Consider the following 12,350-nt stretch of genomic DNA (forward strand, 5'->3'; position numbering starts at 1 on the left):
CCATGGGCGCACCTGCCCAGGACCTCACTGGCCGCACCGCAGTGGTGACCGGCGGCGCCGGTCCGCTCGGGCGCGTCCTCGCCGATGCCCTCGCGGCGGCCGGGGCGCGCGTGGTCGTCGTGGACCTCGACGCCGAGGCCTGCGCGTCGACCGCAGCCGAGCTGCCCGGCGAGGGCCACGTCTCATGCCCAGCGAATCTCCTTGACCCACAAGGTCTTTCGGACGTTGTCGAGACGCTCGAAGCCCATGGCTCGTGCGACGTCCTCGTGCACAACGCCGCCTTCACCGGCACCTCTGGCGTGCCCGGGTATGCCGTCCCGTTCGACGAGCAGACCGACGGGGCCTTCGCGATGGCGCTGGCGCTCAACCTCACCGCCCCGTTCTCGCTGACCCGACGGCTCGCGCCGCTGCTGCGCTCGAGCGGCCGCGGCAGCGTCGTCAACGTGTCGAGCATCTACGGCATCGTCGGGCCCAACCTCGGCCTCTACGCCGGCACACGCATGGGCAACCCCGCGGCATACGCGGCCTCGAAAGGCGGACTCGCCCAGCTCACCCGGTACCTCGCGACCGTGCTGGCGCCCGAGGTCCGGGTCAACGCCTTCGCCCCCGGCGGCATCGAGCGCGGTCAGGACGAGGCGTTCGTCGAGCGTTACGAGGGGCTGACGCCGCTGCGACGGATGGCGACCGAGGACGACTTCCGGGGCGTCGTCACCTGGCTGGCCTCCGACGCGTCGGCGTACGTGACCGGCCAGGTCATCGCCGTCGACGGCGGCTGGACGGCCTGGTAGCGCGCCGAACATTCAGCGAAGCGAGGCGTCACGCATTCAGCGCAGCTCGGGCGCGACTGTCTGTTCGAACAGCTCGATTCCGGACCGGTCGTATGCCGCCTCGGCGAAGTACGTGATCGCGTAGCCGAGACCACGCGACTGCGCGTCCTTCAGCACCGCGACGATCTTCTCCGGGGTGCCGACCGCGGGCTGGTTGCGGAGGTTGGCCACGTCATGCTCGACGCGTGACTCCGGCACTCCGCCCCGCCGCAGCAGGTCACCGTAGAACTTGAGCCGGTCCTCGACGTCGGACTCCGTCTCGCCGATGACCACGTTGAAGTTGCCGGAGCGCACGATCGAGTCGAAGTCGCGCCCGATGTCCTTGCAGTGGGCGGCGAGGATCTCGCTCTTGCGCGTGAACTCCTCGGGCTTGTCGAAGAAGTTCGTGTAGTCGGCGTACTGCGCGGCGATTCGCAGCGTCACCTTCTCCCCGGCGCCGGCAATCCACATCGGGATGCCGTTGTCGGCACTCCCGGGACGGACCGTCCCCTGCAGGGGTCGCGGGGCACAGAGCGCGCCGTCGACCTGGTAGTACTTGCCGTCGAGGGTCGCTGAGCCCTTTGTCCACATGTCCCGGAAGACCTGCACGCCCTCGCGCAGTGCGCCGAGCCGGTCGCCAGCCTTCGGGAAGCCGTAACCGTAGGCTCGCCACTCGTGCTCGTACCAGCCGGCGCCGATGCCCATCTCGACGCGACCGCCCGAGATGACGTCGACGGTCGCAGCGACCTTCGCGAGGTAGGCGGGGTTGCGGTAGGCCATGCACGTGCACATCTGCCCGAGCCGCACGCGCTCGGTCGTGGCGCCGAGGGCCGCCATGAGCGTCCACGCCTCGTGCGTCGCCTCTTCAGAGGGCAGCGGCACGGTGTGGAAGTGGTCATAGACCCAGATCGACTCGAAGACGTCGCCCTCGTCGATGCGCCGGGCCAGGCCCACCATCGCATCCCACTGCCGGTCGGGCTCGATCCCGACGAGGTCCATCCGCCAGCCTTGGGGCACGAAGATTCCGAAGCGCATGTTCGCCATCCTGTCACGCCGCCATCCGGCGATGCGTGTGAGGATGGATGCCATGACCGAGCCCCTCTCGACGCACCGGAACAGCCCGGACGTCATCCGCGATGTGCTCTACACCCCAGCCACGTGGGCGATCGTCGGTCTCGGTGACAACCCCGACCGGACGGCATACCGCGTGTCGCTGTGGCTCCAGGCCGAGCTGGGGATGCGCCTGGTCCCGATCCACCCGACGGCGGCCAAGGTTCATGGCGCCCAGGGGTACAAGACGCTCGCCGACATCCCCGACGGCCTGGTCGTCAAGGTCGTCGACTGCTTCGTCAACAGCGCCCGGGTCGGCGAGGTCGTCGACCAGGCGATCGCCGAGCGCGACCGGCTCGGCATCGAGGCGGTCTGGCTGCAGCTCGGCGTCATCGACGAGGCCGCCGCGGCCCGAGCCGAGGCGGCGGGCCTGTCTGTAGTGATGGACACGTGTCCGAAGATCGAGTTCCCGCGGATCCAGCCCGGTGACGGCGCCGACGCCGTGACCGACTGAGGGCTCCCGCCGGAGTCCCCCGGCTTTGTCAGTCGGGAAGGCCCTTGGCGACCTGTTCGCGCAGCGAGGCACTCTTGGCGTGCGCCTGGTCCCGCAGCTCCGACTGGAAGCCCACCATCCGCTCGCGGACGCGCGTCGCAAGCGGGTCGGAGCCGGATCCCACGATGCGAGCGGCCAGCAGCCCGGCGTTCCGCGCGCCGCCGATAGACACGGTTGCGACCGGCACCCCCGCTGGCATCTGCACGATCGACAGCAGCGAGTCCATCCCGTCGAGGTACTTCAGCGGCACCGGCACCCCGACGACGGGCAGCGGCGTCACCGCGGCAAGCATCCCGGGTAGGTGGGCGGCTCCCCCGGCGCCGGCGACGACGACCCGCAGACCCCGCCCGGCAGCTGCCTGGCCGTAAGCGATCATCTCGTCCGGCATACGGTGGGCTGAGACAACATCGGCCTCGAAGGGAATCCCGAACTCCTGCAACGCTTTTGCCGCCTCACGCATGACGGGCCAGTCGCTGTCGCTGCCCATCACGATGCCGACGACGGGCTGCTCGCTCTGCTCTGTCACGTGGTCCTCATTCCGTGATGGTGCCGCGCAGGTAGGCGGCTGCGTGCCCGGCCCGCTCGCGAGCGTCGCCCAAGTCGGTGCCGCAGACGTTGACATGCCCGATCTTGCGGCCCGGGCGGACGCCCTTGCCGTACATGTGCACCTTGGCGCCGGGGTCTCGCGCCATGATGTGCCGGTAGGCGGAGTAGAGCTCCTCGTGCTCCGGCAGGTCGCCGCCGAGCACGTTGGCCATGACCGTCCAGGGCGCCCGCGGAGCCGGGTCGCCGAGCGGCAGGTCGAGGACCGCCCGAAGGTGCTGCTCGAACTGGCCCGTCACCGCGCCGTCCATCGACCAGTGGCCGCTGTTGTGGGGGCGCATCGCGAGCTCGTTGACGACGTATGCCGCCCTGCCGTCCTCGGCGGCACTGCCGCCGTTGTCGCCGGCAGCCTCGGCGTTGCGAAGCTCGAACATCTCGACCGCGAGCACACCGGTCACCCCGAGCTCGCCGGCGATCCGGAGTCCTGCTTCAGTCGCCCGCGAGGCGAGGTGCGGATCAAGGCCCGGTGCGGGCGCGAGCACCTCGGTGCAGATGCCGTCGGTCTGGACCGTCTCGACGACCGCCCACGCCGCCGCCTGCCCCGACGGGCTCCGGGCGATCAGCACCGCGATCTCGCGGAGGAAGTCGACCTTCTCTTCGAGCAGGAGCCCGCCCTCGACGGGGCCGGGCTCGCCGACGCGCGCGAGCCAGTCGGCGAGGTCGTCGGCCGACCCGGCGATCGCCACCCCCTTGCCGTCGTAGCCACCGCGCGGGGTCTTGGCGACGATCGGCCACCCGACGGCGTCACCGAACGCCGTCACGTCCGGAGCGGTCATGGCCTTGGCCCAGCGCGGGCAGGGGATGCCGAGGCCGGTGAGCCGCTCGCGCATCGCCAGCTTGTCCTGGGCGAAGTGCAGCGCGCCGCGCGTGGGGTGGATCACGACCCCGTCGGCCTCGAGAGCGGCCAGGATGTCGGCCGGCACGTGCTCGTGGTCGAAGGTCACCACATCACAGGCCTTGGCGAACGCGCGGACCGCCTCGAGGTCGGTGTGCTCGCCGACCGGCGAGCTCGGCACGACCAGCGCAGCCGAGTCGGTGTCGCTGACCGTGAGCACCGACAGCTGGATGCCGAGCTCGATCGCGGGACCCTGCATCATCCGGGCGAGCTGGCCGCCTCCGACGACGCCGACGACGGGGAACCCTCCGGGGGCGTTCTTCGGCTCGCTCACGCCGCCCAAGCCTAATAGGTGTCCGCCCCCACTCATCCCACCCCGACGCCGTCGAGTGGGCACCCCGCCCCACCAGCCCCACATTCCCCCGTCGAGTGGGCGCCCCGCCCCACCAGCCCCAGTCGAGTGGGCGCCCCGCCCCACCAGCCCCCATCGAGTGGGCGCCCCGTCCCACGGGTCAGGTGACCAGAGTGACCAGAGGGACCAGAGGGACGAACTCAGCACTCGACGGGAGGGGGCCGAGCGGGGCAAGCCCCAGTCGAGTGGGCGCCCCGCCCCACCAGCCCCCATCGAGTGGGCGCCCCGTCCCACGGGTCAGGTGACCAGAGTGACCAGAGTGACCAGGGGGACGAACTGACCACTCGACGGGAGGGGGCCGAGCGGGGCAAGCCCCAGTCGAGTGGGCGCCCCGCCCCACCAGCCCCCATCGAGTGGTCACCCCGTCACAGGAGCCACGTGACCAGAGTGACCAGAGTGACGAGCTGCTCACTCGACCTGGAAGGGGGCGGTTGGTCAGGCGGCGGGGTCGCGGCGGCTGGGGGCGGCGACCTCGAGCGGCTCGTCCGCGTCCTGGCCACCGGGCACCCCGGCAGCAGCCACGGCCTCGTCGCCCGGCTCGGCGAGTGCGGCCTCGACGTGGCTCGGGTCGGCCAGTGCCGGGTGGTGCGAGCGCACCGCGGCGAACGTCCACAGCTTGTTGAGCACGAACGAGACCGGTGTGACGACGGCGATGACGATCAGCTGGGCCCAGTAGAGCCGGGTGCGGAAGCCCGTCGAGTTGTCGAAGACCGACTCGGGAAGATGCAGGGCGGAGTTGGGGTGCATGAGCAGCGTGAGGAGCACCAGGCCGACCACCTGGCCGAGCATCCCGACGGCCAGGAATGGGAGGTACTCCCGCAGCCACGGGGCGCGATGGCTCGTCCGGAACGTCCAGGAGCGGTTGAGCTGGAAGTTCCACAGGTTCGCCACGAGGAACGCGATGGTCGAGTAGACGTGGTACCACCGCACGTTGAAGTCGGTGCCCGGGATGCCGACGATCGCGTCGCGCAGGTCGGGTCCGAGCTTCTTCAGGACGATGAGCGTCAGCATGTTCACGAGCACACCTGAGAGCCCCACCGCGGCGAACCGGGCGAGCAGCACCCAGTTGTGGCGGTGGCGCACGAACAGGAAGGTGTGCAGGCGCCTCACCCGGGCACCCTACCCCGCGTACCCGTGGGCCACCCCCATGTCCCGCAGACCCCGACCCCGCGGTCGATGTATTCGCGCGTCACATACCGCTCGGGATCACATCGACCCGGGGTGTCAGTCGGTCTCTGCCTCGGAGAGGAACAGTGCGAACCGGGCCGGCTGCGCCTGGACGAGGTCCAAGCGGCCTCCGTTGGACTCGGCGAGGTCCCGGGCGAGGGCGAGGCCGAGGCCGGTGCTGCCGCCGGCTCCGCTGCTCACCGAGCGCTCGAAGATGTGCGGTGCCATCGCTGCCGGCACCCCATCGCCCTGGTCGCTGACCTCGACGATGACCGATGGCCCGGACCGCCGGGCGTGCACGTCGACGGTCCCCCGTCCGTGCACAAGGGAGTTCTCCAGGAGCGTGGACAGCACCTGCGAGAGCGCCACCGGGGTCGACCGCACGAACAGCCCGCGCTCGCCGCGCACGCGCACGGACCGCCGCGCCTGCTCGAAGGCCGGCTGCCACTCGCGCTGCAGGGCCGCGATCACGGAGTCGAGCGACACCGCCGGAGACGGGCCGCCCGACCCGCGAGTACGCCCGAGGAGGTCGTCGACGACCCTCGTCAGCCGCTCGACCTGGGCGATCGCGATGGTCGCCTCCTCCTTGACCACGGCAGCATCGTCGGTCTCCGAGATCTCCTCGAGCCGCATGAGCAGGGCCGTGAGCGGGGTGCGCAGCTGGTGGGACGCGTCCGCGGCGAAGTCGCGCTCGGCTGCGAGCGACTTGGTCATGTCGTGCGCCCGCCGGGTCATGACCCCGGAGACCTCGTCGAGCTCGGCGATGTCTGAGTGGAGCGGCGCCAGCCGGGCCTCGCCCGCCGCAAAGCGGTTCGCGAGCTCGACGAGCTCCCTCGAGGACTGCTCGACGCGGCGGCGGGTCGGAGCGGTGACGAGGTAGGCGACCCCGGCACCGACCAGGGCGCACGCGAGGACGGTGACGGCATACCGACCCACTCCCGAGGGCGGGTCGGTGCCGAGCCACTCCCGCACCACGCTGGGCCGCTGGGTCACGACGTACCAGACGACCCCCGTCGAGAGCAGCACCGTGAGACCGCCCGTGACCCCAGCGACGACGAGGCACAACCGGTCGAGCAGGTGGCGCACGGTCAGTCGACCTGAGGTCGCTCGAAGCGGAAGCCGACGCCGCGCACGGTCGCGATGTACTGCGGCGAGGTCGCGTCGTCACCGAGCTTGCGACGCAGGACCGAGATGTGCATGTCGAGGGTCTTCGTCGAGCCGAACCACGCGGTGTCCCAGATCTCGCGCATCAGCTGCTCGCGGGAGACGACCTTGCCCTGCTCGCGAACGAGGACCCGCAGCAGGTCGAACTCCTTTGCGGTCAGCTGGAGCTCCTCCCCCTTGAACCACGCGCGACGACCGTCGGAGTCGATCCGCACGAGCTCGCCCGTGGCGACGACCTCGGTCGGCGTCCGGCGCAGCAGCGCGCGGACCCGAGCGAGGAGCTCGGCCAGCCGGAAGGGCTTGGTGACGTAGTCGTCGGCACCGGCGTCGAGCCCGACCACCGTGTCAACCTCGTCGGCGCGGGCCGTGAGGATGAGCACCGGGATGGTCCGCCCTTCGGCGCGGATCCGCCGGCATACCTCGAGCCCGTCGATCTTGGGCAGGCCGAGATCGAGCAGGACGAGGTCGGGACTCTCCTTGGCGCCGTCGAGGGCCGCCGCGCCGTCTTCGCGGACGTCGACGTCGTAGCCCTCGCGCCGAAGCGCCCGGGCGAGCGGCTCGGAGATGGCCGGGTCGTCCTCCGCCAGGAGCACTCGCGTCATGTGACCGTCCTCAGAGTTCCGTCGCCCAACCTGGCGCCGGCGGTGCGCCGACCCGTGGGAAGCCTATCGAGTGCGTCCCCATCCGCACGTTGACGCGGTCGCCGGACCCCGCGTCCTGTTCGTCCGGACCCTCACACCCCCGGCCACTGTGGGCGCCGCTTCTCCGCGAACGCCGCGACACCCTCGCGGCGGTCCCCCGAGAACGCGGTGGCCCGCCAGCACGCGTCCTCGATCTCGAGACCGGCGGCCAGGTCGACCCCAGAGCCCAGCCGCATGGCCCGCTTGGCGTTGCGCAGGCCGACGGGCGAGTTCGCGCCGATCACGGCGGCGAGCTCGAGCGCGCGGGCGCGGGCGGTGCCGGCGGGCACCACCTCGTCGACCGCGCCGATCTCGAAAGCCTCGCGGGCCGAGAGCCTCGCGGCCGAGAAGATCGCGCGAGCCGCGCGGGACCAGCCCACCCGTCGGACGAGCAGCTGCGTGCCGCCCCCACCCGGGATGACCCCCACGCTGACCTCGGGAAGCCCCACGAGCGCACCTTCGCCCGCGATGACCACGTCACACGAGAGCGCGAGCTCGAACCCTCCACCCAGGGCGAAGCCGTCGACCGCCGCGACCGCAGGCACGGGCAGGTCGAGAACGCCGGTGTATGCCGCCCGGGCGAGCGGGCGCTGCGCCAGCAGCTCCGCGTCGGTGAAGGAGTTGCGCTCCTTGAGGTCGGCCCCGACGCAGAAGGCCCGGTCGTGGCTCGACGACAGCACGACGCACCGCACGGTCGGGTCCTGCGCAACTCTGGTGGTGGCCGACTCGATCGCGCGGGCCATATCGGTGGAGACGGCGTTCATCGCCTCGGGGCGGTCGAGGACGATCTCGGCAACGTGCTCGAGCGCGGCGTCCGCGAAGCGCTCGACGCGCACCAGCGCCCGCGGATGACCCGGCCCGTTCGGATCTGAGGTGATGGGCGGCATACGTCGTCTCCTTTGGCGTGCGGGTGGTGCGCCGGCCGCTCAGGCGGCCGGGTCGGTACTGGGTTCAGTGCCCGGTTCAGTGCCCGGTTCAGTGCCCGGTTCAGTGCCCGGTTCACTGCCTGGCTCAGTGCCTGGCTCAGTGCCAGGATCGGCGGGCCAGATGGGCTCGAGTGGCTCCGGGGGCTGGACGGGCTGGCGCGGCGCCGGGGGCTCACCGGCCGGGCGCCGGCCGGATGCCGTGGCGCGCCGCAGCATCGACGGAGTCACCGGGCCCACACCCCGCAAGATGCGTCGCCGCTGGCCCGTCAGCTCGAAGCCGGAGAGGCTCGCGAGCTCGCGCGCCATCGTGCCGTCGACGAGGACACTGCCCGCCTGAGCTACGGCGGTCAGCCGCGAGGCGCGGTTCACGGTCGTCCCGAAGACGTCGCCGAGGCGGGAGATGATCGGCCCGCGGGCCATCCCGCAGCGCACGTCGGGCAGCACGTCGTCCTGGGTCATCGTCTCGATGAGGTCGAGCGCGATAGCGGCCGCCGGAGCCACCCCGACGGTCGTGAAGAGCACCTCGTCGCCGACGGTCTTGATGAGGCGGCCGCCGTGGGCGGTGATGACGTCGGCCGACAGCGCCTCGAACCGCGACACCAGCCGAGCCAGGTCGCGCTCGGACATCCTGCGCACGAGCGCGGTGAAGTTGACGAGGTCGGCGAAGCCGACCGAGCGCATCTTCGTCATGCCGTACGCCTCGGGGTCGGCGTCGGCGAGCATGCGCGACACGGTCGCCGACAGGTGCCGGCGCCAGGCGTAGACGAGCAGCGGTTCGAGCCGGTCGGTCAGGGTGGCCAGACGCCGCGCGGTCTCCGCAGCGGTCTCGATGTCCGGCACCGAGCGGGTGGCGTCGTCGTCGGTCTCCCGGTCCTCGGCCAGGGCGGCGGTCATGTGCTCCTCGACCGCCTCGGCGATGAGCTGGGACTGCCATCCGGCGAGACGGTCCGTCGAGCGGGCGAACGCCCGCGTCATCGCGAGCGCCGTCGGCTCGTCGAGCAGGCCGTCGCGCACGATGCCGGCCACGGCGGCAAGAGCGCGCTGGTCGGCCTCGGTGAACAGCTCGTCGTCGGTGTCTACGACCGGGAACCCGAGGGCGTGCCAGAACTTGCGCGCGGACAGCAGGGACACCTCGGCGCCGCGGCTCACGTCGCGACGACGCAGCTCGAGGGGGCGTCCGAGCAGCTGTTCGGTGTAGTCCTCGCTCGCCCGCCTCTGCGGCTCGGCGCCGGGCTCGGTCATGGGCCGATCATGCCAGTCAGCCCGTCGGCCGCCGGACTCGCCCGACCTACCGAAGCCGTTCGGGCCGGCGAGGGCCGCCGGGGCGGCGACCGGTCACGACCGCCGCACGTGCACGACGTCGCCCGCGGCGAAGCTGTGCCTGCCCTCGGGGGTGGCGACGACCAGAGCACCGTCGTCGTCGACGGTCAGTGCCTCGCCCTCGACCGCAGCGCCCGTCGGCAGGTGGACGCGCACGCGCTGGCCGATCGTCCAGCACTCCTGCCGGTATGCCGTCGCAGCCTCCTCGGGCCGCACGCTCCGGACCAGCGCGGCCAGCTCGCGCAGATACGTCACGACGAGGGTCTCCCGGCCGACGCGCACGCCCGCGAGGGCGAGCGACGTCGCGGTCTCGACCGGGAGCTCCTCACGCGTCTGGTCGACGTTGACACCCGTCCCCACGACGACGGCATACGAGAGTCGGCCGTCACCCGCCGGTGCGCTCGGCAGCGTGACGAGCTCGCAGAGGATCCCGCTCACCTTGCGGTCGTCGTCGTCGGCGAGCAGGACGTCGTTCGGCCACTTGAGCCGTGGGGTCAGCTCGTAACCGGCGTCCCTGGAAACCTCGCGCAGGGCGCGGGCCAGTGCCAGGCCGGCCACGAGGGGCAGCCACCCCGCCCGCTCGGGACCGCTCACCGGAACCGCCGCCGAAACTGCGACCGACGCCCGGTCCGGCACCTCCCACACGCGGCCGAGACGGCCTCGCCCGCCGGTCTGGTGGTCGGTCAGCACCACCCACCACAGGGATGCGGGCCCGTCGCCCGACGCGGGGACGGACCGCTCGTCGTCGGGAGCGCCGCCGGTCAGCAGCTCTCGCAGGCGAGTGTTCGTCGATCCGATGGCGGGGTGGAACTCGACGCCGCGCCAGGGCTGGTCAGACGTGACCAACCCCGCACTGATGATCTCCGGGACGAGCGGGCTACGCACGGTTCCAAGGCTAGAGTGCGGCCATGGCTACCGATCACGCCCTGGCCGAGCCGCCGGCGCCCGCGCCGTCCGACCCTGCGCCATCCGGGTCCGAACTCGACCTCACCACCACGGCTGGCAAGCTGGCAGACCTCAAACGACGTGTCGCCGAGGTCGCCCACGCCGGGTCCGAGCGGGCGGTCGAGAAGCAGCACGCACGCGGCAAGAAGACGGCGCGCGAGCGGATCGAGATGCTCCTGGACGAGGGCACGTTCATCGAGATGGACAAGTACGCCCGGCACCGGTCCACCCAGTTCGGCCAGGAGCAGAACCGGCCTTACGGCGACGGCGTCGTCACGGGCTACGGCACCATCGACGGGCGCCAGGTGGCGATCTTCGCCCAGGACTTCACCGTCTTCGGCGGGTCGCTCGGCGAGGTCTTCGGCGAGAAGATCGTCAAGGTCATGGACTTCGCGATGAAGATCGGGTGTCCGGTCATCGGCCTGAACGACTCCGGTGGCGCCCGGATCCAGGAGGGCGTGGTCTCCCTGGGGCTCTACGGCGAGATCTTCTACCGCAACGTCCGCGCCTCCGGGGTCATCCCGCAGATCAGCCTCATCATGGGCCCGTGCGCAGGCGGCGCGGTCTACTCCCCCGCGATCACCGACTTCACCGTGATGGTCGACCAGACCTCGCACATGTTCATCACGGGCCCGGATGTCATCAAGACCGTGACCGGCGAGGACGTCGGCTTCGAGGAGCTCGGCGGCGCACTCACGCACAACTCCAAGTCGGGTGTCGCGCACTACATGGGCACCGACGAGCAGGATGCCATCGACTACGTCAAGGCCCTGCTGTCCTACCTGCCGAGCAACAACCTCGAGACCCCGCCGTCGTACGCCGAGGGTGAGGCCGACCTCGCGGTCACCGACGAGGACCGGTGGCTCGACACGTGCATCCCGGACTCGCCGAACGTGCCGTACGACATGAAGCAGGTCATCGAGCACGTCGTCGACGACGGAGAGTTCCTCGAGGTGCAGCCGCTCTTCGCGCCCAACATCATCACCGGGTTCGCCCGCGTCGACGGCATGTCGGTCGGGATCGTGGCCAACCAGCCCATGCAGTTCGCCGGCTGCCTCGACATCCACGCCTCCGAGAAGGCGGCCCGGTTCGTGCGCACGTGCGACTGCTTCAACGTGCCCGTGCTGACGTTCGTCGACGTGCCCGGCTTCCTGCCCGGCACGTCTCAGGAGTGGGAAGGCATCATCCGCCGGGGTGCCAAGCTCATCTACGCGTATGCCGAGGCCACCGTCCCCAAGATCACCGTTATCACCCGCAAGGCCTACGGCGGTGCGTACGATGTCATGGGGTCCAAGCACCTCGGCGCCGACATCAACCTGTCCTGGCCGACCGGGCAGATCGCGGTCATGGGCGCCCAGGGCGCGGTCAACATCCTCTACCGCAAGGAGCTCGCCGCCGCCCAGGCCGCCGGCAGCGACGTCGAGGGCCGCCGCGCGGAGCTCGTCAGCCACTACGAGGAGACCCTGGCCAACCCCTACATCGCGGCCGAGCGGGGCTACATCGACACGGTCATCAGCCCCTCCAACACCCGCATGAACGTCACCCGGGCGTTGCGGGCCCTGAAGAACAAGCGCGAGACCCTGCCGCCCAAGAAGCACGGGAACATCCCGCTGTGAGCACTCCTGGCACTGAGAGCACCGCCCGGCCCGCCCCCGGCGCGTCGGGCGAGACGTCCGCGCCCGGCGCGGAGCTACCGGTCATCCGCGTCGAGTCGGGCAGCCCGACGCCCGAGGAGATCGCGGTGCTCGTCGCGGTTCTCGCGAGCGCAGGCGGAGACGACGAGCCGACGGCGTCGCGTCGGCGCTCGGCCTGGTCCGACCCGTCCTGGCGTCTCATCGGCCCGGAAGCCCGTGCCGGCGGCTGGCGGGCCAGCGGCCTGCCGCACTGAC

13 protein-coding genes are annotated in these 12,350 nt (G+C 71.3%); 4 read left to right on the top strand and 9 right to left on the bottom strand.

What is annotated here, in order from left to right; genetic code table 11:
* Positions 1-2 precede the first annotated feature (2 nt).
* On the top strand, positions 3-788 hold the full coding sequence (locus ACWEOW_RS13650; protein ID WP_452269748.1) for an SDR family oxidoreductase: 786 nt from the start codon (positions 3-5) through the stop codon (positions 786-788).
* 36 nt (positions 789-824) lie between these two features.
* On the opposite strand, the gene ACWEOW_RS13655 is transcribed toward ACWEOW_RS13650, so the two are convergent.
* Positions 825-1,841: an LLM class F420-dependent oxidoreductase gene (locus tag ACWEOW_RS13655; RefSeq protein WP_452269749.1), complete on the bottom strand. Its 1,017-nt coding sequence runs from the start codon at positions 1,839-1,841 to the stop codon at positions 825-827.
* A 52-nt stretch (positions 1,842-1,893) separates the two neighbouring features.
* On the opposite strand from ACWEOW_RS13655, the gene ACWEOW_RS13660 reads away from it, so the two are divergent.
* The gene (locus tag ACWEOW_RS13660) at positions 1,894-2,370 is read left to right on the top strand and encodes a CoA-binding protein (RefSeq protein ID WP_452269750.1); all 477 of its coding nucleotides are present in this window, start codon (positions 1,894-1,896) and stop codon (positions 2,368-2,370) included.
* A gap of 28 nt (positions 2,371-2,398) precedes the next feature.
* Here ACWEOW_RS13660 and purE read toward each other — a convergent pair whose 3' ends face one another.
* The 8 genes from purE to ACWEOW_RS13700 form a co-directional block, all read right to left on the bottom strand.
* Positions 2,399-2,896 (bottom strand): 5-(carboxyamino)imidazole ribonucleotide mutase, encoded by a 498-nt coding sequence (gene purE / locus ACWEOW_RS13665; protein ID WP_452269799.1) that lies wholly within the window; start codon positions 2,894-2,896, stop codon positions 2,399-2,401.
* Between the two features lie 46 nt (positions 2,897-2,942).
* Positions 2,943-4,181: a 5-(carboxyamino)imidazole ribonucleotide synthase gene (locus ACWEOW_RS13670; RefSeq protein WP_452269751.1), complete on the bottom strand. Its 1,239-nt coding sequence runs from the start codon at positions 4,179-4,181 to the stop codon at positions 2,943-2,945.
* A 513-nt stretch (positions 4,182-4,694) separates the two neighbouring features.
* Positions 4,695-5,369, bottom strand: coding sequence for a GtrA family protein (locus ACWEOW_RS13675; protein WP_452269752.1), 675 nt, complete (start codon positions 5,367-5,369; stop codon positions 4,695-4,697).
* A 114-nt stretch (positions 5,370-5,483) separates the two neighbouring features.
* Complete coding sequence (locus tag ACWEOW_RS13680) at positions 5,484-6,512, bottom strand: sensor histidine kinase (RefSeq protein ID WP_452269753.1); 1,029 nt, start codon at positions 6,510-6,512, stop codon at positions 5,484-5,486.
* Between the two features lie 2 nt (positions 6,513-6,514).
* Complete coding sequence (locus ACWEOW_RS13685; RefSeq protein WP_452269754.1) at positions 6,515-7,192, bottom strand: response regulator transcription factor; 678 nt, start codon at positions 7,190-7,192, stop codon at positions 6,515-6,517.
* Positions 7,193-7,323: 131 nt separating this feature from the next.
* Complete coding sequence (locus ACWEOW_RS13690; RefSeq protein ID WP_452269755.1) at positions 7,324-8,157, bottom strand: enoyl-CoA hydratase/isomerase family protein; 834 nt, start codon at positions 8,155-8,157, stop codon at positions 7,324-7,326.
* A 39-nt stretch (positions 8,158-8,196) separates the two neighbouring features.
* A complete protein-coding gene (locus ACWEOW_RS13695; protein WP_452269756.1) occupies positions 8,197-9,438 on the bottom strand; it encodes an adenylate/guanylate cyclase domain-containing protein in 1,242 nt (413 codons plus the stop codon).
* A gap of 93 nt (positions 9,439-9,531) precedes the next feature.
* Positions 9,532-10,401, bottom strand: a complete 870-nt coding sequence (locus ACWEOW_RS13700) for a biotin--[acetyl-CoA-carboxylase] ligase (protein ID WP_452269757.1) — start codon at positions 10,399-10,401, stop codon at positions 9,532-9,534.
* Positions 10,402-10,424: 23 nt separating this feature from the next.
* On the opposite strand from ACWEOW_RS13700, the gene ACWEOW_RS13705 reads away from it, so the two are divergent.
* The gene (locus ACWEOW_RS13705) at positions 10,425-12,077 is read left to right on the top strand and encodes an acyl-CoA carboxylase subunit beta (RefSeq protein WP_452269758.1); all 1,653 of its coding nucleotides are present in this window, start codon (positions 10,425-10,427) and stop codon (positions 12,075-12,077) included.
* Complete coding sequence (locus ACWEOW_RS13710; protein WP_452269759.1) at positions 12,074-12,349, top strand: acyl-CoA carboxylase subunit epsilon; 276 nt, start codon at positions 12,074-12,076, stop codon at positions 12,347-12,349. Before ACWEOW_RS13705 ends, ACWEOW_RS13710 begins: the two co-directional genes overlap by 4 nt.
* Position 12,350: the final 1 nt, after the last annotated feature.

It is taken from the genome of Monashia sp. NPDC004114 (genome assembly GCF_053603855.1).